General features: G+C 63.2%; 18 protein-coding genes and 3 pseudogenes. 16 read left to right on the top strand and 5 right to left on the bottom strand.

Going from position 1 to position 21,104, the window contains the following annotated elements; all coding sequences use genetic code 11:
• Positions 1-13: 13 nt before the first annotated feature.
• Entirely contained in the window at positions 14-1,456 is a 1,443-nt protein-coding gene (locus QWY74_RS07205) for an aldehyde dehydrogenase family protein (protein ID WP_264824317.1), read from the bottom strand.
• Positions 1,457-1,561: 105 nt separating this feature from the next.
• Here QWY74_RS07205 and QWY74_RS07210 point away from each other — a divergent pair, with 105 nt between their 5' ends.
• Positions 1,562-2,449: a LysR family transcriptional regulator gene (locus QWY74_RS07210; RefSeq protein WP_264824316.1), complete on the top strand. Its 888-nt coding sequence runs from the start codon at positions 1,562-1,564 to the stop codon at positions 2,447-2,449.
• 21 nt (positions 2,450-2,470) lie between these two features.
• Here the strand turns inward: QWY74_RS07210 and QWY74_RS07215 are convergent, their stop codons facing one another.
• A complete protein-coding gene (locus tag QWY74_RS07215) occupies positions 2,471-3,664 on the bottom strand; it encodes a GAK system CofD-like protein (RefSeq protein ID WP_264824315.1) in 1,194 nt (397 codons plus the stop codon).
• Between the two features lie 165 nt (positions 3,665-3,829).
• Between QWY74_RS07215 and QWY74_RS07220 the strand changes: the two genes are divergently transcribed.
• From QWY74_RS07220 to QWY74_RS07255, 8 genes are all read left to right on the top strand, one after another.
• Positions 3,830-4,309 carry an NUDIX domain-containing protein gene (locus QWY74_RS07220; RefSeq protein WP_290314050.1) on the top strand — a complete coding sequence of 160 codons (480 nt, stop codon included), beginning with the start codon at positions 3,830-3,832 and terminating at the stop codon, positions 4,307-4,309.
• Complete coding sequence (locus QWY74_RS07225; RefSeq protein ID WP_290314051.1) at positions 4,290-5,930, top strand: aminoglycoside phosphotransferase family protein; 1,641 nt, start codon at positions 4,290-4,292, stop codon at positions 5,928-5,930. The genes QWY74_RS07220 and QWY74_RS07225 overlap by 20 nt, the downstream gene beginning before the upstream one ends.
• Positions 5,923-6,810, top strand: coding sequence for a GAK system ATP-grasp enzyme (locus tag QWY74_RS07230; protein WP_264824312.1), 888 nt, complete (start codon positions 5,923-5,925; stop codon positions 6,808-6,810). Before QWY74_RS07225 ends, QWY74_RS07230 begins: the two co-directional genes overlap by 8 nt.
• Complete coding sequence (locus QWY74_RS07235) at positions 6,807-7,922, top strand: HprK-related kinase B (RefSeq protein ID WP_264824311.1); 1,116 nt, start codon at positions 6,807-6,809, stop codon at positions 7,920-7,922. The genes QWY74_RS07230 and QWY74_RS07235 overlap by 4 nt, the downstream gene beginning before the upstream one ends.
• Positions 7,919-8,896, top strand: coding sequence for a histidine phosphatase family protein (locus tag QWY74_RS07240; RefSeq protein ID WP_264824310.1), 978 nt, complete (start codon positions 7,919-7,921; stop codon positions 8,894-8,896). The genes QWY74_RS07235 and QWY74_RS07240 overlap by 4 nt, the downstream gene beginning before the upstream one ends.
• The gene (locus QWY74_RS07245; protein ID WP_264824309.1) at positions 8,893-9,603 is read left to right on the top strand and encodes a histidine phosphatase family protein; all 711 of its coding nucleotides are present in this window, start codon (positions 8,893-8,895) and stop codon (positions 9,601-9,603) included. The genes QWY74_RS07240 and QWY74_RS07245 overlap by 4 nt, the downstream gene beginning before the upstream one ends.
• Before the next feature lie 90 nt (positions 9,604-9,693).
• Positions 9,694-11,106, top strand: coding sequence for a metallophosphoesterase (locus tag QWY74_RS07250; protein ID WP_290314053.1), 1,413 nt, complete (start codon positions 9,694-9,696; stop codon positions 11,104-11,106).
• Positions 11,103-11,378 carry an amphi-Trp domain-containing protein gene (locus QWY74_RS07255; protein ID WP_290314054.1) on the top strand — a complete coding sequence of 92 codons (276 nt, stop codon included), beginning with the start codon at positions 11,103-11,105 and terminating at the stop codon, positions 11,376-11,378. The genes QWY74_RS07250 and QWY74_RS07255 overlap by 4 nt, the downstream gene beginning before the upstream one ends.
• A 66-nt stretch (positions 11,379-11,444) precedes the next feature.
• Here the strand turns inward: QWY74_RS07255 and relB are convergent, their stop codons facing one another.
• Positions 11,445-11,645, bottom strand: coding sequence for a type II toxin-antitoxin system RelB family antitoxin (gene relB, locus QWY74_RS07260; RefSeq protein WP_264824306.1), 201 nt, complete (start codon positions 11,643-11,645; stop codon positions 11,445-11,447).
• Positions 11,646-11,680: 35 nt separating this feature from the next.
• On the opposite strand from relB, the pseudogene QWY74_RS07265 reads away from it, so the two are divergent.
• From QWY74_RS07265 to QWY74_RS07285, 5 genes and pseudogenes are all read left to right on the top strand, one after another.
• Positions 11,681-12,004: pseudogene (locus QWY74_RS07265) on the top strand (transposase); the annotation flags it as partial.
• Positions 12,005-12,299: 295 nt separating this feature from the next.
• The gene (locus QWY74_RS07270; protein ID WP_290314055.1) at positions 12,300-12,848 is read left to right on the top strand and encodes a fimbrial protein; all 549 of its coding nucleotides are present in this window, start codon (positions 12,300-12,302) and stop codon (positions 12,846-12,848) included.
• A 75-nt stretch (positions 12,849-12,923) separates the two neighbouring features.
• Positions 12,924-13,658 (top strand): fimbrial biogenesis chaperone, encoded by a 735-nt coding sequence (locus QWY74_RS07275; RefSeq protein WP_264824304.1) that lies wholly within the window; start codon positions 12,924-12,926, stop codon positions 13,656-13,658.
• Positions 13,659-13,912: 254 nt separating this feature from the next.
• On the top strand, positions 13,913-16,324 hold the full coding sequence (locus QWY74_RS07280; protein ID WP_290314056.1) for a fimbria/pilus outer membrane usher protein: 2,412 nt from the start codon (positions 13,913-13,915) through the stop codon (positions 16,322-16,324).
• Positions 16,317-17,318 carry a fimbrial protein gene (locus QWY74_RS07285; RefSeq protein WP_264824302.1) on the top strand — a complete coding sequence of 334 codons (1,002 nt, stop codon included), beginning with the start codon at positions 16,317-16,319 and terminating at the stop codon, positions 17,316-17,318. Before QWY74_RS07280 ends, QWY74_RS07285 begins: the two co-directional genes overlap by 8 nt.
• A 62-nt stretch (positions 17,319-17,380) precedes the next feature.
• Here QWY74_RS07285 and QWY74_RS13040 read toward each other — a convergent pair whose 3' ends face one another.
• A complete protein-coding gene (locus QWY74_RS13040; RefSeq protein ID WP_353960319.1) occupies positions 17,381-17,638 on the bottom strand; it encodes a transposase in 258 nt (85 codons plus the stop codon).
• Positions 17,574-18,225 (bottom strand): annotated as a pseudogene (locus QWY74_RS13100) (ISL3 family transposase). The gene QWY74_RS13040 and the pseudogene QWY74_RS13100 overlap by 65 nt, the downstream one beginning before the upstream one ends.
• 116 nt (positions 18,226-18,341) lie before the next feature.
• On the opposite strand from QWY74_RS13100, the pseudogene QWY74_RS07295 reads away from it, so the two are divergent.
• Positions 18,342-19,278, top strand: a pseudogene (locus QWY74_RS07295) (IS481 family transposase).
• Between the two features lie 263 nt (positions 19,279-19,541).
• The gene (locus tag QWY74_RS07300) at positions 19,542-20,840 is read left to right on the top strand and encodes a tyrosine-type recombinase/integrase (RefSeq protein WP_290314058.1); all 1,299 of its coding nucleotides are present in this window, start codon (positions 19,542-19,544) and stop codon (positions 20,838-20,840) included.
• Positions 20,841-21,104: the final 264 nt, after the last annotated feature.

Below are 21,104 nucleotides of genomic sequence, written 5' to 3' on the forward strand. Positions count from 1 at the left end.
TCCTCGGCGCGGTTCACTGCAGCTTGACGTAGCTGGTCTTGACCACGGTGTAGAACTCGCGGGCATAGCGACCCTGCTCGCGGGGGCCGAAGCTGGAGTTCTTGCGACCGCCGAAGGGCACATGGTAATCCGTGCCGGCGGTGGCCAGGTTGACCATCACGCAGCCGGTCTCGGCGCGCGCCTTGAAGTCATTGGCCAGCTTGAGGGAGTCGGTGATGATGCCTGCGGTCAGGCCGAACTGGGTGTCATTCAGGGTGTTGATGGCCTCTTCGTAATCGCGCACCTTGATCACGCAGGCGATCGGCCCGAAGACTTCCTCGCGGTTGACTGCCATGTCATTGGTGGTGCCGGTGAACAGGGTCGGCGCCATGAAGTAGCCGTCGGTGGCACACTCCACGCGCTCGCCACCGAAGGCCAGGTGGGCGCCTTCCTCGCGGGCATGCGCCACCCATGCCAGGTTCGACTCCAGCTGGCGGGCATCCACCGCCGGACCCATCTGTACGCCGTCTTCCAGCGCATGGCCGACGCGAATGGTCTGCAGCTTGGCGACCAGCTTCTCAACGAAGGCATCATGCACCGCCTCGGTGACGATCAGCCGCGAGGAGGCCGTGCACTTCTGCCCGGTGCCGGAATAGGCGCCGGCATAGGCGGCTTCCACGGCCAGGTCCAGGTCGGCGTCGTCGGCCACGATCAGGGCATTCTTGGAGCCCATCTCCAGCTGGCACTTGACCAGGTTGCCGGCGGTGGCGGCGGCCACGCGGCGGCCCACGTCCAGCGAGCCGGTGAAGCTCAGGGCGTGGATGTCGGGGCTGGAGATCAGGGCATCGCCGACGCTGCTGCCGGCGCCCATCAGCAGGTTGAAGGTGCCGGCGGGCAGTGCCTGGCGGCTGATGATCTCGGTCAGCGCCCAGGCGCTGGCCGGCACCAGGTTGGCGGGCTTGAAGATCACCGCGTTGCCGAACGCCAGGGCCGGCGCGATCTTCCACACGGCGGTGGCCATGGGGAAGTTCCAGGGGCTGATGATGCCCACGATGCCCACTGGCTCGCGGCGGGTATCCACCTCGATGCCCGGGCGCACGGAGTCGACCCGCTCGTCGATCTGGCGCAGCACCTCGGCCGCGTAGTAATGGAAGAACTGGCCGGAGCGATAGACTTCCCCGACGCCCTCGGCCAGCGCCTTGCCTTCCTCGCGGGCCAGCAGGCGACCCAGTTCATCCTTGCGTGCGATCAGCTCGTCGCCGATGGCCATCAGCACGCTGTAGCGCTGTTCCAGCCCGCTGTGGCGCCACTCGGCCAGCCCCTGGCGGGCCGCCTGAATGGCCTCGCCGACCTGGTCACTGGTGGCCTGTGCGTACTGGCCGATGACGTCGCTGGTGTCGGACGGGTTGATGTTGGCGATGCTGTCCTGGCCTTCAACCCAGGTGCCGTTGATGTAGAGAGCGTGAAGGTGAGACATGGAATTCTCCTTTGGACGTTGCCGATATGCTAGGCAAGCGTTCAGTATAAGAATAATCAATAATAAAAATTTTATGATAAGGCCTGTTTACCACGTGAGGACGCCATGCTGCCCGAGCTCAAGATCCAGCCCCTGCGCTATGTCCTGGCGATTGTCGACGAGGGCGGCTTTCATGCCGCGGCCCGCCAGTTGCATCGCACCCAGCCGGCGATTTCCATGGCGGTCCGCGAGCTCGAGCGCCAACTCGGCGAGCCCCTCTTCGAGAAGGGCGGCAAGGCCGCGCTGACGCCCTTCGGCACCTACTGCCTGCCGCGGTTTCGCGAACTGATCACCCAGCATGACCGCCTGAGCCGCGAGCTGGCCGCTCAGGTGCACCAGCAGGCCGGGCATGTCGACATGGCGGCCGTGCCCTCGGTGGCCAGCCGCCTGATGCCGCATTTGCTCAATGACTTCACGCAGCGCCATCCTGCCCTGCGGGTCAGTCTGCAGGACGGCAATGCCGACTTCGTGCGCCAATTGGTGGTCAGCGGCGATGTCGAGCTGGGCCTGACCAGCCTCTGGCAGAGCGAGGCCGAGCTTTCCTTCACGCCGCTGATGCGCGACACGGTCGGCGTGGTCTGCCGCGATGACCATGTCCTGGCCAGTCGCCGGCAGGTGAACTGGGAGGCCCTGCAGGGCCAGGTGCTGATTCGCAACGGCACCTCGCGGCTGCTCGAGGGCACCGTGGCGGAGCCTCTGCTGCAGCAGAGCGCCTTCGATATCTCCAACATGATCTCGCTGACCGCCATGCTGGTGGCCGGGATCGGCGTGACCACCCTGCCGCGCCTGGCCTTCGCCGAGGAATACGAGCGCCTGCGTTTCATCCCCCTGGCGAACCCCCGCGTCGAGCGCGAGATCGGCCTGCTGCGCATGAGCCAGCGCAGCCTTTCGCCGGCCGCCAAGGCCATGGAAAGCTTCATCATCGAAGAGCTGGCCTCGACCGGCGAGGTATAGCGCATTGGCAGCGCCGGCCGTTTACACCAGCGACATCAGGGCGGTCGCCAGCAGGTCGGGGTCGTAGCGCGAGGCCGTGGCGTCCTTGACCAGCCTGGTATCGATCAGGGTGATGCCCCGTTCGGCCAGGAAGTCGGCGGACAGCGAGCCGGTGTAGTCACCGTGGCGGCTGTCGAGAAGCACGAAGTTCAGCAGGTCATGGGCCGGACAGTCCGCGCCGGCGTCGCGGCGCAGGGTCTCGAGCAGGATGGTGATCTGCTGCGCCAGGTCGATGCCGGTCAGCTCCGGGTCGGGGCTCGAGTTGGGAATGAACACCTTGGGGCAGGGCGTGGCCTGAATGGCCCGCCCGACGCCCCCGGGCAGCAGGTTGGCCAGCAGGCTGGAGTAGAAGCTGCCCGGTGGGTAGCAGATCAGCTCCGCCGAGGCGATAAGCTGCTGGTTCTTGGGGCGCAGCCGGGCGCTGACGGGAACGTCCTCATCGCGGCTGGCGGAGAGTGCCAGGCGGGCGATGGGCGATGTCAGCGGGGCGACCTCCTTGCCGGTGATGCGATGCTGGCCGATCACCCGGCGACCATCCGCCAGGGTCACCGCCAGGTGATAGTCCTTGTTGACCACGGCGCGCACCGTGCCGCGCACATGCACCAGCTTGGAGAACAGGAAGATGATCTGGTCGAGCTGCTGGTGGTTGTTCAGGTAGCCACCGGCGAGGATCAGGTTGCCGATGCTGGCGCCACGCAGGTCGAAGCCCTCGGGCATGGCCTCGCGGAAGAAGCCGAGCTGATTGCAGATCAGCCGCCGCATGGGGTTGGAGATGTTTGCCGTTAGGGAATGGCAGCCGGCCACCAGTTCGTCCAGGGTGGCCAGCAGCGTGGCCGGGCTGGCCTCCGCGGGAAGGCGATGGGTGAATAGCCGATAGACCTCCGGGTGGCCGAGGATCGAATCATCGGCCAGTGCCATCAGCCGGCTGCGCAGGTCGCCGATGGCCGGCATGGCGAAGGCCTCGCGCAGCTTGGCCGAGCTGCCGCCGGAATCGAAGGGCGTGACCAGGTGAATGGAGTTGTGAGTGTAATGCTGTAGCCGCCGCGACAGCCCGTTGAGCGCCGACCCGCCGCTGAAGAAGAGAATTGGCGGGCCCAGCTCGGGGGCCTTCTGGTAGCGCTTAACACGCAGCGCATCGGGAATCTGCGCGGTGCGCGTGACACGGATTGCGGTCATGCCATCGACCCTTTTCTCGATAGTCTCCTGATCGACAGAGTGCCTTTTTTGGCCGGGCTTGTCGCCCTTGTCGGCTCCCGGCCGGGCCGGCCGCGCCGGGTCTTAACGGAAATGTCATCGAAACTGTGGCAAGCTTTTGCCTGTTAAAGACCGAGTATGCCGAGTATGGCCGAACTGATTCCCGGCGTGCGCAACACGGCCAGAGCAGTGATTGTGCGCGATTCCCATCTGCTGCTGTTGCAAAAGCAGGGCGGCCTCCATGCTCTGCCGGGCGGTGGCCAGGAGACCGGCGAAAGCCTGCTCGAGGCCCTGCAGCGCGAATGTCGCGAGGAAATCGGCGGCGAGGTATTGGCCCCCGAGCTGCTGGGCGTCAGCGATTATTTCAAGCTCAAGCAGAGCGACCCGCCCACCCGGCGCCACCAGGTGGACTTCCTGTTCCGCTGCCGGGTAGCGGCCGACTATGTGCCCCGCAATGGCCCCAGCCCCGACAAGCGCCAGACCGGTGTCGCCTGGCTGCCGGTAACCTCGCTGGCGGACGTTCGCTTCTCGCCGGCTCATCTGGGCGAGGTGCTGCCGGATCTGCTGACCAGCGAGCGGGCCACGCCATTCTACCTGGGCGAGTTTCATGACCGCGCGACTGCCTGACAGCCTGCAGGACAACCTGCGTTTCCTGTGTGTCGAGGTCGACTCGCAACTGGCCAATCTGCAGGCCTTCCTGGAAGCGCCGAGCGCCGCTATTGCCCGGCGGGTTTCCGACCGCGATGGCTATGCCCGCAACCTCAAGATGCGCATTCACGCCGAGTGCGTGCGCCTGCTGTCGCGCAAGAAGACCAGCGAGGCCCGGCGGCGCATCCTGCGCAGCCTGGAAATGATGGCCACTGATCTCGACCGTCTGACTGAGCTTGGCCGCGCCAGCATCCGTCAGCTCGGCGGCGTGGACGATCTCTCGGCGTTGTCGCCGGCCGCCTTCGGCGCCATGATCGAGCTGGTGCGCTCGGGCATCGGCCAGACCGAGTCGGCCCTGATCGCCGCCGACACCCAGCGTGCTCTGGAAGTCGGGCGTCTGCAGGAGAAGCTGCAGAAGCGCGCCCGCAAGCGCATCGACGAGGACGTAGCGGCCCTCAAACAGCCCGGCAACAACACCGAGGACCTGACGCGGGCGCTGTTCGTGGCCCAGATCAGCCAGCAGATGGGGGATGTGCTGGGCCATCTCAGTGAAGTCATCATCTCGGCCAATCTCGGCCAGTCGGTGAACTTCGAGCGCTACTATTCCCTGCAGTCGCTTGTCGAGGAGCTGGCGACCGGCGAGGGCGATGACTTCAGCCTGGCGCCCATCGCCGAGACGCGTTCCGGCAGCAGTATCTCGGGCATCTCGAGCGGCGATGACGACGACTATGTGGCGGTCTTCAAGGATGGCCAGAAGCGCAAGGTCAAGGAAGAGCGCCAGGGCGTCGAGAGCTGGCACGAGATCTATCCGGGCCTGGCGCCGAAGATTCTCTCCTACCAGAAACGCGGGCAGTCCGCGGCTCTGCTCATCGAGCATCTGCCGGGCCTGACCTTCGAGAACATCCTTCTCAATGAGTCCCCCGAACTGCTCGATGAAGCCCTCAAGCGCCTGACCCGAACGCTCAAGTCGGTGTGGCGCGAGACCCGAACCGCTCAGTCGGTGGCGGCGTGCTACATGCAGCAGCTCGAGAAGCGGCTCGACGAGGTCTACAAGATTCACCCGGAATTCAGGAGCAGTGGCGCTTCGCTGTGCGGCGTCGAGCTGCTGGCCTTCGATGACCTGGTCACGCAAGCCAAGCACCGTGAGGCCGCTCTGCCGGCGCCGTTTTCGGTGTATATTCACGGCGACTTCAACGTCGACAACATCATCTATGACCCCCTGGAGCGGCGCATCAACTTCATCGACCTGCATCGCTCCAGCTACATGGATTACGTGCAGGATGTTTCGGTGTTCATGGTCTCCAACTACCGCCTGCAGATCCGCGATGCCCCGCTGCGTCAGCGCATCATGGGCCTGGCCCGGGAGTTCTATCGCGTGGCGCGTCGCTACGCCGTCAGCCAGGGCGACACCACCTTCGAGCTGCGGCTGGCGCTGGGGCTGGCGCGCTCTTTCGCCACCTCGACACGTTTCATCCTCGACCCGTCACTGGCCAACGCCATGTTCCTGCGTGCCCGCTATCTGCTCGAGCGGGTGCTGGCGGCCGACCTCGACAAGGCGGACCGTTTCCGACTGCCCCTGAAGGAGATTTTCGTTGACTGAACCCAGAATCGGCGTTGTGGGGATTCCCGGCAAGTGGTCCACGGAAGTGCTGGCCGATGCCATCGAGCAGCGCACCGGATTTCGCGCGGTGATCGACCTGCAGGGCGTCAGCCTCGACCTGGCAAGCGGCCGTCTCGAGCATGCCGGCCGGGATATCGGCGAGCTGGATGCGCTGATCGTCAAGAAGATCAGCGCCGACTACAGCCCGGCGACACTGGATCGCCTGGAGCTGCTGCGCATGGCCGAGGCGCGTGGCGTGCGCGTGTTCAGCAGGCCGGAGAAGATGCGCGGCCTGATCAATCGCCTGGATGGCACCCTGACGCTGCGCCAGGCCGGCATCCCCATGCCCGAGACGCTGGTCACCGAGGACATCGACAGCGCTTGCCGCGCCGTAAAGCGCTATGGCGAGGCGGTGTTCAAGCCGCTGTTCTCCACCAAGGCGCGAGGCATGAGCGTGATTACCGCGGATCAGCCCGAAGAGAGGCTAAGGGCGGAAGTGGCGGCCTTTCAGCGCGACAACCCCATGATGTACCTGCAGCGCCGGATGGAGCTGCCCGGTCGCGATCTGGGCATGGTGTTCGCCGGTGGCTGCTATCTCGGCACCTATGCGCGGGTGCCGCAGGCTGGCGCGAGCTGGAACACCACCATCCACAGCGGCGGGCGCTACGAGGCCTTCACCCCGGACGCCGCGCTCATCGACCTGGCCACCCGCGCCCAGGCGCCGTTCGGGCTGGACTTCACCACCGTGGACGTGGCGGAGCCCCCCGAGGGCCCGGTTGTCTTCGAGGTCTCGGCCTTCGGCGGCTTCCGAGGCGCCCTGGAAGGCGCGGGCATCGATGCCGCCGGCGCCTACCTCGACCATGTGCTGAGCCGGCTATGAGCGTGCCGCACGCCAGCCCGGCGCGATATGCCGAGATACTGCGCGGCGAGGCGCGCCTGCTCGAGACCCCGCTGGTGCTGGCCATGGGCGACTGCAGCCTGCGCCTGCGCAGCAACTCGCCGGCCATGCTCGAGCGCCTGGCCGAGTACTTTGCGCACTACCAGTGCGACGCCGCCGAGGTGGGGCGGGAGTGTCTCGACATCGAGATCATCGAGGGGGCACCACCGGCCTTGGCGGTCGACTTCATCGACTGGTCGCGGGAGCCCGGCAAGCATGGGCGCAAGGACAGCTACCATGACCTGCCGGGCGGGCGTCTGGTGCGCAAGGTGCGCACCGGCCTGGTCTTCCTGCAGAGCGCCGAGCAGCGCATCGCCGCCGGCCCCTGCCTGGCGCATGACAACCAGGTGATCAACTTCATCCTCGCCCAGACCATGAACCATCTGCAGCAGCGCGGCTGGCAGGTCTGTCATGCCGCCGCGCTGGTGGGCGCCGGCGGGGCGGTGGCCATCGCCGGCTTCTCCGGCGGCGGCAAGTCGACCGCCATGCTGCACGCCATGGACACCCCCGAAGCGCGCTTTCTGACCAATGACCGGCTCTTCATCAAGCGCCGGGGCGCGACCCTGCAGGCTGTGGGCGTGCCCAAGCAGCCGCGCATCAACCCCGGCACCGCCCTGCACAATCCCCGCCTGGTGGAGCTGCTGCCCGCGGCGCGTCGAGCGGCCCTGCAGGCGCTGCCCAGCGCCGAGCTGTGGTCGCTGGAGGAGAAGTACGATGTGCCCGTGGCCGATATCTACGGCCCGGAGCGCCTCGTCTCGCGAGCGCCGCTGGGGGCCCTGGTCATCCTCGACTGGCAGCGCGACGCGGCGCAGCCGCTGACCATGACGCGCATCGACCCGCGGCAGCACTCCGAGCTGCTGGCCGCCGTCATGAAGTCGCCGGGGCCCTTCTATCAGGCACCGGACGGCAACTTCCAGGCCGATGGCGAGACGCTCGATGCCGGGCCCTATCAGGACCTGCTGGCGACGACACCCGTCTACGCTGTCAGGGGTGGCGTTGATTTTGCCGCCCTCGTCGAACATCATCTCAAGCCCTTGATGGAGCGCCCGGCATGACACGCGAACTCCTCCTGCTGCGCCACGGCAAGTCCGACTGGTCGAAGCCCGTCAGTGATTTCCAGCGCCCGCTGAAAAAGCGCGGCAAACGCGGTGCCCAGCGCATCGGCGACTGGCTGGCCGAGCATGAGTGTGTGCCTCAGCGCATACTCAGCTCGCCCGCCGAGCGGGCACGCGCCACCGCCGAGAAGTGTGCCAAGGCCATGGGGCTCGGCGTGGATGAGGTGACCGTCGAGCCCAGCCTCTACGAAGCCGATGCGGAGGAGCTGGCGCGCCTGGTTGCCGCCAGCGGCGACGAGATAGAGCGGCTGATGGTGGTGGGCCACAACCCGGCACTGGAAGAGTTTGCCGACTGGCTGCTGCCCGAGCCGCTGCCCGAGGGCGAGGACGGCAAGCGCCTGCCCACCGCCACCCTGGTGCGAGTGGCGGTGGAGGGCGGCAGGTCATCCCTGACCGCCGGCCATGCCCGGCTGCTGGAAGTGCAGCGGGCCAGGACCCTGCCCGAAGGCTTCGTCTTTTCCACGCCTCACGGCATCGAGCGGCGGCCACGGCCAGCCTACTACTACACCCAGTCCGCCGTGATGCCGTTTCGTTGGCGCGACGGTCGGCTCGAGATACTGTTGATCGGCTCCAGCAGCAACCGCCACTGGAGCCTGCCCAAGGGCATCGTCGAGCCCGGCCTGAGCGCGGCGCAATCGGCCCTCAAGGAAGCGCTCGAGGAAGCCGGCATCAGCGGCGAGATCCTCGAGGTGACGCCCGGCCATTACCCGCATGCCAAGTGGGGCGCCCGCTGTGGGGTGACGCTGTTCGCCATGCGCGTCACCGACGAGCTCCCGGAGCACGAGCGCGAAGAGCCGCAGCGCGCCCGCCGCTGGGTGTCTGCCGAGCAGGCCGCGGAGCATCTGCAGCAGCCGGCCCTGGCCGTTGAGCTGTACGCGCTGATCGAGCGACTCCAGGCCGAGGGGCCGGCATGACGCGTCCGCCACGCACCATTGCGGCGCTGATCCGGCATGGTGACTACCATCAGTTGCCGGACACGCCCAGCGCCCACCAACCCTTCCCGCTGAGCGAACTCGGCCGACGCCAGTCACGTGCGGCCGGTGAACGGCTGGGCAGCCTGCTGCAGGGTGAGGGCTGGCATCTCGCCGAGGAGGTGGATGCCTCCGAGCTGTTGCGTGCCTGGCAGACCGCCGCCTACTTGTGCGACGGCCTGGTGGCGACCACCCGTCATCTGCGCATCGCGTCCTTCATGGCGCTGGCCGAACGCGGCCTGGGCACGGCCGCCAACCTGAGCGCCGAACAGATCCATCAGGTCGTGGCCGCCGATCCGCGCTGCGGGGAGCTGCCCGAGGACTGGAAGTCGAGCCCGCACTTCTGCCTGCCGCTGCCGGGCGCCGAGTCCCTGACGATGGCCGGCGAACGCGTCGCCCGACACCTTGAGACGCGCATGCAGGCGCTGGCCGAGGAGGTCTCGCGGGATACCGTCAAGCTGTTCGTCGGCCATGGCGCGGCCTTTCGTCATGCCGCTCATCATCTGGGCGTGCTGGCCGCCGAGGATATTCCCCGCCTGAGCATGTATCACGCCGCTCCGGTGCTGGTGGAGCGCCTGACGGATGGCCGCTGGCAGCGCATCGCCGGGCACTGGAAGGTACGTCAGCGTGATGAAGGGCACGTCGACTGAGCCGCCTGCCCCGGGAGTTTTCATCCCCTCGTCATCCGGGTGCAATACGCTGCCCAGTTGGACCCATTTCGCGTTTTCCGGAGCCCGCGCATGGCGAAAGGCAAGGCCAGCAGGAAGGTCGACAGGAAGGCTGAAAAAAAGGCCGGCAAGAAGGCAGCGGCCGCGGTCGAGCGCCGGCTTTCACGGCATCTGCCGCGCTACCGGAGTGGTGACGACCTGTCGCATCCCCTGCCGGCCCGGGCGGAGGCCTGGACGCCCGATGGCGCGCCGGCTCGCCTCCAGCAGACCCTGGCCGGCAACGCTGCGAGCTGGCCTAAGCGGCGCGTCTTCTTCATCTCCGACCCGCATGCCGACGCCGAGGCCTTCGAGGCCTCGCTGGTGGCCAGTGGCGGTGTCAGCAAGACCGGCTCCGGGCTCGGCGACTTCACCCTCACCGGGCCGGGCCGCAAGGGGCGTTTCATCATCGGCGGCGACTGCCTCGACAAGGGGCCCAGCAACCTGGCCATGCTGCGCAGCCTGCAGCAACTCATCGACAGCGGTGCCCGGGTCACCCTGCTCGCCGGCAACCACGACATGCGGCTGCTGATGGGCCTGATGGCGCTGGAACGGCTACGCTCGCCGCGCACCGAACACCTCTTCGTGCGCATGGGCCACAAGGTCATCCCCTTGCTGCAGGAGGTCCATGCCGAGTACCTGGACGACCGGGCCGACGCGCTTTCCGGGATTCCCTCGAACAAGGTCTGCCGGCGTCGTCTGTTCCCCCGCGACTCCTGGTTCGAGACCTTTCCGGCGCAGGCCGAGAGCGTCATGCCCGAAGGGGCCATCGACAAGGAGCTGGCCCGCCTGCGCAAGAAGGTCGGCCACTTCGAGGCCGCCTGCAGCAGGGCCGGCCTTTCGCTGCGTCAGGTCTACGCGGCCGCCCTCAAGCTGCGCGAGCTCTTTCTGCATCCCAAGGGCGAGTTCGCCTGGTTCTTCCAGCGCATGTGCCTGGCCCATCGCGAAGGCGCCTTTCTGTTCGTGCATGCCGGCCTCGATGACCGGGTCGCCGGGATCATCGCCACGGAAGGCGTGGCAGGGCTCAACCGGCGATTCGACAGGGCCCTGGTGGAAGACCCCTGTGGCTTCTACTACGGCGCCCTGGCCAATACCCTGCGTACCAAGTACCGCCGGGTCGACTTTCCGCTGACCGAGCCCGGGGTGGCGAGCCTGCACAAGCAGGGCCTGCATGTGGTGGTGCATGGCCACATCAACCTCACCCGCGGCCAGCAATGGCGGGTGCGCTCCGGCATGCTGCACCTCGACGGCGATATCACCCTGGACCGCCACTCACGCCGCAAGGAGGGCCTGAGTGGCCCGGGCATGGGCGCTACCCTCATTCATCCGGCGGGGCAGGTGATCGCCATCAGCAGCGATTACCCGCATGCCCGGGTCTTCGACCCGGCGCACGAGCTCGCCGCCGCCCCTCGGGCGTCGTCCCCCAAGTCAAAGGCTGCATCGTCATGAAGACCGAAAAGAACCTCTTCCGGCACGAATCCCTGCAGAGCATCAAGGGCGCCCAGGACATCCTCAAGGCCATCACCAAGGGGCTGGCCAAGGGCGTGCTGTCCTTCTCCGATGACCACGGCGAGATCCGCCTGGCACCCAGGGGGCTTTTGCACCTCAAGGTCACGGCCCGCAAGGAAGACGACTACCACCGGCTGGACATCCGCCTTTCCTGGCAGGCCAACAACGGCGCCTCGAAGAAGTCCAATCTGCAGATCAGCCATGACGAGTGACGGGGCCGCCCTCAGCCTTTGAGCCATGGTGACATCTTGCACTTAGCCGGTCTTGAATATCGGGGGTCAGGGGTAGTGTTGGCGAGCGTGGACCACGGACGCGTTCTCGATGATCGCGTCGGCTCTGGCCATGACGTGGTCATGGGGCTGCCCCTGTCCCGGGTTATCGAGGCTGTGCTGGACCTTGGCTCGAAACCAACGATCATGGCGGTCGGCCTGCTCCTGGGTCGCGAACTCCGAGACGCTCGGGTCTAGTTGGTCGCTCATGAGCTCGTTTCCTTGGTTGCTACCAGTCTAGGGAACCGGTAACGACCGAGACGGTCATCAAAACATTTGACCAGTTTGCGGCCCAGAAAGACCCCGATACATTCGCCGTCGTGGTGCTCGACAATGCCCGCATGCATCGCTCTAAGGCCTTCAGACGAAAGGTTGTGGAGTGGAGGTCGCATCGTGTGCACCTGGTCTATATATCGTCTTACTCGCCGGAGTTGAACCTGCTTAAGATTCTGTGGCGGAAGATGAAGTACGCATGGCTACCGCTGAGTGCCTATCTCTCGTTTGATCGCCTCTGTATCGAGGCCTATCGCCTACTTGGTGGTTACGGAGCTGATCAAGCGATTAATTTTAATAAGCACTTAGTTGCCAGTATGACAGCGATTTTGCTCGGGACAAGACGTTTGCTGACATACTTAACCAAAAAAGACTTAATCTAATAATTCTCTTTCCATGAAAAAGCATTAATCCATTAATTTACAAAAATTTATACAGGGCTTTTATTCTGCATGCTAAGCTTCTGCTGCTCTTAAAGGGTATTTGGTAAACTTCTTTTCATTAGAGAGCACGCATGGAATGCAACCGCCAGCCCCGATTGGCAGCGAAAAGTGGCTGGAACTCCACCCCAGATCTTTTAAGGTATTTATGATGCGCATTAAAGCGATTACCTCAAGCGTTATGGCCTTCGGCCTGATGGCCAGTGCTTCTACCATGGCCGCCGGCACCGGCACGGTTCACTTCGAAGGTGAAATTACCAGCAGTACCTGCGAAGTCGTCACCGGTGATCAGAACAAGACAGTTACCCTGCCGACTGTTTCCACCAACACTCTGTCTGCTGATAACGACACGGCCGGCCTGACACCGTTCACCATCAGCCTGGAAAACTGCAGTGTGGAAACCGACCAGGGCGTTAGCGCCTATTTTGAGCCGGGTGCCAACGTCGACCTGAACACTGGCCGTCTGCTCAACGCCTCCGGTGATGCAACCAACGTTCAGATCGGTCTGCTGAGCGGCTCTCAGGAAGAAATCACCATTGGCGCCATTGGCAGCAACGGCCTGCAGGACGGTGCCGAGTGGTACAACGTCGAGGGTAATGCGGCGACCATGAACTACTTCGCCCAATACCACGCCACCGGCGGCGCCGCGACTGCGGGTAGCGTCAGCACCAGCGTCGACTTCACCGTCACTTACGAGTGATGGCGATGGTCCGGGGCGTCATGCCCCGGACCTGTTTGAACGCAAAATTGCCTCCCACCAGCCTCGGATGAAGAGATGAAGCGTCTTTTTGTTGCGTTAATGACCGCATCAACCCTATGGACGGGCATCGGCATGGCCCAGGCCAGTGTGGTGATCGGTGGAACGCGTGTGGTCTACCCCTCAGAGGATCGTGAAGTGTCGGTTCAGCTGCAAAACGCAGGCGACACACCGTCACTCGTTCAGGCCTGGGTGGACAGCGGCAACCCCGATGTCAGCCCTGACGAAAGTCAGGCTCCCTTTGTGATTCAGCCGCCCATCTCCCGCATCGAGCCCGACCAGGGCCAGGTGCTGCGTATCTCATATACCGGCGCGGCGAATCTGCCGAATGACCGCGAATCGGTCTTCTGGCTCAACGTGCTGGACGTACCGCCCAATCCTGAATCGATGGAGGGCGAAGCGCCGCAGAACTTCCTGCAGCTCGCCATACGTTCACGCATCAAATTGTTCTACCGCCCCGAAGGCCTGGAAGGCAGTGCTCGCCAGGCAGCGGAGCAGGTTGAGTGGACGCTGAGTGGTGGCAACGTCCTGCGTGCTCACAACACCTCGGCGTATCACGTCACCATGACACAGTTGACGCTCGCCAACGGTATCAACGTCCCCATTTCGGCGGGCGAAGGCATGTTAGAACCCAACGAAACACGCACCTTTGAACTGCCTGGCAATGCCCATGGCAGCATTCGCGAACTGCGCATGACCACCATTAATGACTATGGGGCACGGGTCGAGCAGGACGTCACACTTTCCCGGTAAATCGCGCGCTTTGCTGCCAGGGCCGGCGGCGCACATGCACCGATTGGAACCATGACTATTACAGGGTGGGTCGCATGGATAAGCGACAATTAATCGCTTGCTGCACAGGGTGCTCTCTCGCACTTCTGCCGATCGCCACGCTGGCACAGGCCAACGCCAATGTCACGGTACCTTCGTCAGACTCGGCATCCGAGCCACGTAGGTCCGATATACCCGGCAACACCACTACTTCGTCTACCAGCAGTGGCCAGGAAGTGTCGTTCAACAGTGGTCTGCTGCGAGGCGGCGCGCGTGGTGCCGATTTATCACGCTTTGCCACGGGCAACCCGGTCATGGCGGGAGACTATTCTCTCGACGTCTACATGAACAACAACTGGCAGGGCCGCCAGCAGTTCACCTTTCGCGCTACCGAAAGTCATGGCGATGCCGAGACCTGCTTTACACTGGAAGACCTCGCCAATCTCGGCGTGGACACAGCCTCTCTCGACACCGAGAACCAGACGGACGCCTGTCTAAGCATTGACGAGTGGATACCCCAGGCGTCTCTCGAGGTCGACACCAGCAATCTGCGCCTCGACCTGAGCGTTCCGCAAACTCATGTTCAACGCCGCGCCAGGGGTTATGTGGATCCTTCATTGTGGGAGCCCGGCATCAACGCCGGCTTTCTGAACTATAATTTCAATGCGCGCCACACCGAGACCGATCAGGCAGGCGGCTCCACCCTGGCCACCGACTCGGCGTACCTGAGCCTGAACACCGGCATCAATATCGGCGCCTGGCAGTTTCGTCACAATTCGACGGTCACCCAGCAAGACAACCAGGACCGCAACTGGGATTCACAGAACACCTACCTGCGTCGTCCGCTGCCCTCGCTGGAAAGCGAGCTGCTGATGGGTGACAGTTACACCACCGGTGATGTCTACGATGCCATCGGCTTCCGGGGCGCGAAGCTATCCTCCGACAGCCGCATGCTGCCCGACTCCCGACAAGGTTATGCGCCCACGGTTCGAGGCACGGCACAGACCAATGCCATTGTGGAAGTGCGTCAGAACGGCCAACTGATCTATCAGACCTCGGTGGCACCCGGCCCCTTTGTGATTGACGACCTCTACCCGTCCGGTTACGGCGGCGATCTGGAGGTCACCATCGTCGAGGCCGATGGCACCGAGCGCACCTTCACCGTGCCCTTTGCCTCCGTGCCGCAGATGCTGCGTCCCGGCACGAAACGCTACAGCGTGACAGCTGGCAAGGTGCGCAGCGGTACCGGTGAAGAGGAGCCATGGTTTACCCGTGGCACCTATCGCTATGGCATCAGCAACAACCTGACTGGCTATACGGGTGTCACCGTCGGCGAATCCTATCAATCCGTACTCGGCGGCCTGGCCCTCAGCACCCCGATCGGGGCATTCTCGGCCGATGTCACGCACTCACGCGCCTATTTCGAGCGCTATGACGACGTACAGGGCGAAAGCTACAAGATCAGCTACAGCAAACGCCTGGCAGACCTAGGCACCAATTTCACCCTGGCCGCCTACCGCTACTCGACCGCCGGCTACCTGTCTCTGGAAAACGCCGTTAATTCACTGGAGTACGAAAACGACGGTGGCAGCTTTGATGACCTGCGCCGCCAGAAAAGCCAGTTCCAGCTGACATTGAACCAAAATCTCGGCGAGGACATGGGTAATCTGTACATCACGGGCTCCACGCGGAACTACTGGAACGTCGATGGCAAGGTCAATCAGTACCAGGTTGGCTACAACAACCGCTACGAGCGGATTAATTACGGCATTTCGGCACTCAAGACCGAAGACCAGTTCGGCGACACCGACACCCAGTGGACACTGGACCTTTCCATGCCGCTCGACAATATGCCGGGACGCCCCAGCTTGAGTGCCTCGACCTCGACGCGCAATGGCGATTACGACAGCAGCCGTATCGGCCTGGCGGGTAACGCCGGCGTGGATGGCAATGTTACCTACAACCTGTCGGTCAGCGACAATGCTCAAGCCGGTTCTTCCGGTCAGTTCAGTGGCGAATACAGCTCGCCCTATGCCTCTTTCCGTGGCTCCTACAGCCAGGGCAACGACTTCCGGCAGGTAGGCGTCGGCATGTCCGGCGGCATGGTCGCCCACAGCGGTGGCGTGACACTGACGCCTCAGCCAGGGGAAACCATGGTCCTCGTGGAAGCGCCCGAAGCCAAGGGCGCCAGGGTCACCAACTCGGTCGGCGTGCGTGTCGACGGCAACGGCTACGCCGTGGTGCCCTACGTGACTCCCTATCGCCTGAATGCCGTGCAGCTCGACCCCAATGGCATGGACAAGAACGTCGACCTGCTGGCCAGCAGCAAGAAGGTTGCCCCCTATGCAGGCGCCATTGCCCGACTCAGCTTTGAAACGAAATCCGGTCGGGCGCTGCTGATCAAGACCACCGACGCCAACGGACAACCGCTTCCCTTCGGTGCCGATGTGAACAATGAGGATCAGCAGCCTGTGGGCTTTGTGGGGCAAGGCGGTCGTATCTATCTGCGCACCGAGCAGACGTCAGGTACCCTGAACGTCTCGCTGGCCGACGGCGAAAGCTGCTCGGTAGACTACCGAGTTCCCGAGACCACTCAATCCCGGAACAATGCCGCAGCCATCACGCATCTGGAGGCACGTTGTGACTAAGCGATTCAACCTGAAGCGAGTGATGGGCCAGTCAGCCATGCTCTTGACACTGACAGCACTGCCTACACTTGGCTGGGCAGGCTGCTACATCAACAGTGGCTTGAATCCCCAGCGTATCGACATGAATGTGGGTCGCGTCATTGTCCCCGCAGATGCGCAGATCGGGGATGTATTGGCCGAAAAAAACTTTCCCATCTATCGCACCAATGAGATTGGTGGCTGCAATGGATCTGGTTATCTGTACGGCGAAATACTGCAGGGGCAGCAGAGCCAGTTCAGCGATGTTTACACCACCAGCATCCAGGGGATAGGTGTGCGGCTGGCACGCGAGATTGTCGACCTGGGACTCATAACGTATTACCCCCATAGCTTAAGGCGTGACAACTCTCGCCTGTACTTGGGCTCGGGCCAGTTTACCGTAGAAGTCATCAAGACTGGCCAGCAAACAGGCTCCGGCCCCATTGCACCCGGCCAGTACACCACTTATTACGCCGGCGACACGGGGCGTTCCAGGCCAATCCTGACCTCCTATCTCAGCGCCAATGCCATCACCGTGATTTCACCCACCTGCAACATCGAGGCGGGCTCCAGGAACATCCCCGTCAACTTCGGTCAGATTTCCACCACCGAATTTGCGGGTATCGGAACGACCAACAGAGAACGTAACTTCGAGATTGGCATGCAATGCAGCGGTCCCAATGTGGGTCAGGCCTATCTCGACCTCGGCTTCGACTATACGCCGGACAACAACGCCCCAGCGGGCGTCATCCAGATAGAGGGCGGCAGCGAAGCGGCCAGTGGTGTCGGTATTCAGTTGATCAACCGCAACGACAACAGCCCAGTCGAAAACGGTGAATCCGTGCGCGTCGGCACCCTGACACCCGGCTCCTACCGCATGACGCTACCGATGATGGCCCGCTACTACCAGACCGCTCAGACAGTTGAACCCGGCCAGGTCAACGCCACCGCCGCATTCACCATCGAATATCAATAAATCATCGCTCAAAATGCCGTGTGGTTACTGGATATCAGCCATTTAAGGGGTTCTTCGTCACATCATGTGGATTTGGCTTGATCCAGCAGGCGTCCTACGGGGCTACCAATCAGGTAGATCATCGCGATGAAGTTGGCTTCGTTCCGGTAGCCACGTGCGCGTGACCGAGCTGCTTGGAATAAGCCATTCATACCTTCCAGCCGCGCGTTGGTCAGCCTCGTTATCCAGCGCCTCACGACCTGCTCGGCATGCCGTTCAAGCGTGGCCAGGGCCTTCCCTATGGGCTTGAGCAGTGGCTGATCGGTGATCGCCTCCCGCATCACCCTTGAGGTAGTTCGTGATACGCCAGCGGGCAGCACGCGGTGTCGAGGCCTGCTGGATCCACCGCAGCTTCTCCTTCATCACCCAGGCATCGGCAGCGGCACCCCGATCGGCCACCAGCTCTTGGAGAGCGGCCAGTTGCTTGGCCGTCAGGTTGCCGTTATCCAGTCTCTTCAAGACGGCCCAGCGCAGCGCCTTGGGATACCCTTTCTCACGGCGCTCTCTTCTTGCGGACTTCGTCCAGCGCCTTGGTGAAGGTTTGCACAATGTGGAACCAGTCGACCGTCACCTCAGCGTTGGGCTGGTGCTCGGCCACCCCGCTCAGGAACGCCTGTGACATGTCGCAGACCACCTCGACCACGTTGTCCGGGTCACCACCATACTCCGCCAGAAAGACGCTGAAGGCCTTGATGGCGGCCTTGCCATGGCCGGGAACGGAGAAGACCACCGGCGCTTGCTTGCGCTGCATGTCGAGAAATACCGTGACATATCGCTGGCCACGCCGAGAAGCGGTCTCATCCACGCCGACAGTGGCCACGCTGGCCAGGTCCAGCTCACCCAACATCCGTCCCACGTAGTGGTGCATGATGCGCCACAGCCGCTTGTCGGAGATCTCTAGTTGTGATCTCTCGGTAGGTTGTTCATCCGGAGCCTACCCGGGAAACTGGGGGTGCGAACCAAACCAACCTCCAGGAGGTCCAGATGAACACCCATAAGAATGCCCGTCTTACTCCGCATGGTCGAGCCCTACTGGCCGCTCGTGTGATCGATGAAGGGTTACGCCCAAGAGAGGTGGCTCAAGCTCAGGGTGTCAGTGTGAGAACGGTCTACAAGTGGGTGCGTCGCTTTCGCCAAGAAGGCCACACGGGCCTTCAGGACCGTATGTCACGCCCAGCACGAAGCCCCTTTGCGACCGACGCGACTACCGTGGACCAGATCATTGAACGCCGTCAGCAGCGCTAGACCTACCGCTAGATTGCCCAGGCGCAGGGGATCGGCCAGAGCACAGTGGCGCGTATTCTCAAGCGCAAGGCGTTGAAACGATTGGCTGCCCTGTCCCCGGCCAGGCCCGACAACCCTACGAACATGATGCTCCCGGGGACCTTTTGCATCTGGACATCAAGAAACTGAGTTGCTTCGAGCGACCGGGGCATCGTGTGACGGGTAATCGCCAACAGAGCACGCCTGGCGCGGGATGGGAGTATATCCATGTAGCCACTCGCGAGTGGCCTTCAGTAGCGTTCACCCGGACGAGAAGAGTTGGAGCGCTTGCATGGCTCTGCTGCAGGCGATGCGCTACTACAGCCTTGGCATCCGTTTCACCCGGGTACTCACCGACCACGGCGCCTGCTATCGCTCCCGTCGCTTTCGGCGTCTGTGCCGACGGCTGAAGCTGAAACACCGCCGGACCAAGCCGTACAGCCCACGAACCAAAGGTAAAGCGGAGCGATTCATCCAGACGGCGCTTGGCGAGTGGGCCTATGCGCGATCATATGCAAGCTCGTATCAGCGCGGCAGACACCTGCCTGCCTGGCTTCATCAGTACAACTGGCACCGCCCGCATGCCAGTCTCGATTACCATCCTCCAGTTAGCCGGCTGGGCCTTTCCGTGAACAATCTGGTGGGTTTAAACACCTAGAAGCGCGCCAACGAAAAACGGCCACCGCTCGTTTGAGCTAAGTGGCCGTTTTTACGGAATTCTTGGTCGGAGTAGCAGGATTCGAACCTACGACCTCTGCCTCCCGAAAGCAAAACTCCCAGATTCACCCATCCATCCATAGACAAGTAAGCCCCCGATATAAAGGCATTTATTGCCTATCCCTTGTCTACACTTGTCTATACCTATCCGTGATTATATACTCCAAACGTGGTTACTGTAGTGGTAACAGCCTGGAGTCATCCATGATTACGACCGACCGCCAAATCCAAGCCCTCAAGCCCAGCAGGCGTGTTTACTGGCAAGGCGTCCAATCACCCCACGGTGGTGGCCTGGCCATTCGCGTAAGCACTGGCGGGAGCCGGAGCTGGTACGTTCGTTATCGCCATGATGGCAAGCAAGATGCCGTGAACATCGGCACCTTCCCCACCATGAGGCTCAAGGAAGCGCGGGATAAACACGAGGAAGTGCGCCGCCTGCTGGCTGATGGATTGAACCCCAAGGCCGTGCAACGCTCCCGGCAAGCGGCCAACACTGCCGCTTGGGACATGAGCACGCTGTTTTCCAAATGGATCGCCAGCTACGCCAAGACACCCTCGACCCGCACCAAACGCCCGCCCAGCCAGCGTGTCGTCGAGCAGACGACCTGGCGCTGGCATTACTACCTACAAGGGCGCATTGGTCGCCTGCTGGTGGCCCATGTGGACGCCAAAACCATCAAGGGCACCGTGTCGGAAGTTGCCGACCAGCAAAGCCGAGAGCAGGCCCGCAAGTGTCTGAGCATGCTGCGAGCCATGCTCGACCACGCCGAAGCCAAGGGGCATATAACGGACAATCCCGCCCAGGGCATCCAGCCATCCAAGATCGGAGCCACCAAAGGAGCATCACGGGATCGAACGCTCGACCTGGCAGAGCTTCGCCGCCTATGGGTGGCCCTGGATGACTCCAATCTGTCAGCCGTGGCCGTGGCCGCCATCAAGCTGCTGATCCTCACCGGCCAACGCCGTGGCGAGCTACTGCTGGCCAAGTGGAATGACATAGACCTGGACGCCGGTATCTGGACGCTCCCGGAAGCCAACACAAAGCCCGGTCGAGCGCATACCGTCTATCTGAGCGACGCCGCCCTGGAGATTCTTCGATCCCTCGACCGGCACGGGGAGCATGTCTTCCCTGGCCGAAAAGCGGGGCAGCCCATCGGGGCGCAAAGCATCACCACGGCCATCCTTCGCCTACAGGGACGCAAGACCAGCCAGCGGGACGACAGCGCCCCGTTGGCCGATATGACGCCTTTCCACGTGCATGACCTGCGCCGGAGCTTCGCCACTGGCTTGGGCGAACACAACGCCGCCCAGCCGCATGTCATCGAGCGGATGCTGAACCATACCCCTGATGACGCCCTGGTAGCCGTGTATCAGCGGCAAAGCTATGCCGAGGAGCAACGCCTGGCCTGGCAGGCATGGGGCAAGCTGATCGACAGCCAGGTAGCGCGTGAGCCTCAGAACGTCATCCCGATGGGTGGCAAAAACAAAAATCGGAGCGCGTAGGGTGGCGGAAGTGGCGGATATGGCGGAAAACGCTCAACGGCGGGGCTTATGGCTGGCGGAAGTGGTGGCGGAAAATGGCGGAAGTGGCGGAAACCCGCCAGCGGCGGAGCAATACGCGCCAGCACGCCACCCCAGGACAGCACCGCCGCCAGCCCTACCAGCTTTTTCCCGGCGTTGCATTTCATCGCATTCCATTGCATTCCGTCGCAAGTTATCGACCAGCACTGCTAATAAGGGATTGATTGTGTTTGGGCAGGATTGGCG

It is taken from the genome of Halomonas almeriensis (genome assembly GCF_030409235.1).
GTDB classification, from domain to species: Bacteria; Pseudomonadota; Gammaproteobacteria; order Pseudomonadales; family Halomonadaceae; genus Halomonas; species Halomonas almeriensis.

Excerpts from the sequence above, each read along its gene's own strand:
- QWY74_RS07245 (WP_264824309.1), top strand. The coding sequence starts at position 8,893 with ATGACGCGTCCGCCACGCACCATTGCGGCGCTGATCCGGCATGGTGAC.
- QWY74_RS07270 (WP_290314055.1), top strand. The coding sequence starts at position 12,300 with ATGCGCATTAAAGCGATTACCTCAAGCGTTATGGCCTTCGGCCTGATG.
- QWY74_RS07235 (WP_264824311.1), top strand. The coding sequence starts at position 6,807 with ATGAGCGTGCCGCACGCCAGCCCGGCGCGATATGCCGAGATACTGCGC.
- QWY74_RS07275 (WP_264824304.1), top strand. The coding sequence starts at position 12,924 with ATGAAGCGTCTTTTTGTTGCGTTAATGACCGCATCAACCCTATGGACG.
- QWY74_RS07250 (WP_290314053.1), top strand. The coding sequence starts at position 9,694 with ATGGCGAAAGGCAAGGCCAGCAGGAAGGTCGACAGGAAGGCTGAAAAA.
- QWY74_RS13040 (WP_353960319.1), bottom strand. The coding sequence starts at position 17,638 with ATGCGGGAGGCGATCACCGATCAGCCACTGCTCAAGCCCATAGGGAAG.
- QWY74_RS07300 (WP_290314058.1), top strand. The coding sequence starts at position 19,542 with ATGATTACGACCGACCGCCAAATCCAAGCCCTCAAGCCCAGCAGGCGT.
- QWY74_RS07240 (WP_264824310.1), top strand. The coding sequence starts at position 7,919 with ATGACACGCGAACTCCTCCTGCTGCGCCACGGCAAGTCCGACTGGTCG.
- QWY74_RS07205 (WP_264824317.1), bottom strand. The coding sequence starts at position 1,456 with ATGTCTCACCTTCACGCTCTCTACATCAACGGCACCTGGGTTGAAGGC.
- QWY74_RS07225 (WP_290314051.1), top strand. The coding sequence starts at position 4,290 with ATGACCGCGCGACTGCCTGACAGCCTGCAGGACAACCTGCGTTTCCTG.
- QWY74_RS07220 (WP_290314050.1), top strand. The coding sequence starts at position 3,830 with ATGGCCGAACTGATTCCCGGCGTGCGCAACACGGCCAGAGCAGTGATT.
- QWY74_RS07255 (WP_290314054.1), top strand. The coding sequence starts at position 11,103 with ATGAAGACCGAAAAGAACCTCTTCCGGCACGAATCCCTGCAGAGCATC.
- QWY74_RS07215 (WP_264824315.1), bottom strand. The coding sequence starts at position 3,664 with ATGACCGCAATCCGTGTCACGCGCACCGCGCAGATTCCCGATGCGCTG.
- QWY74_RS07210 (WP_264824316.1), top strand. The coding sequence starts at position 1,562 with ATGCTGCCCGAGCTCAAGATCCAGCCCCTGCGCTATGTCCTGGCGATT.
- relB (WP_264824306.1), bottom strand. The coding sequence starts at position 11,645 with ATGAGCGACCAACTAGACCCGAGCGTCTCGGAGTTCGCGACCCAGGAG.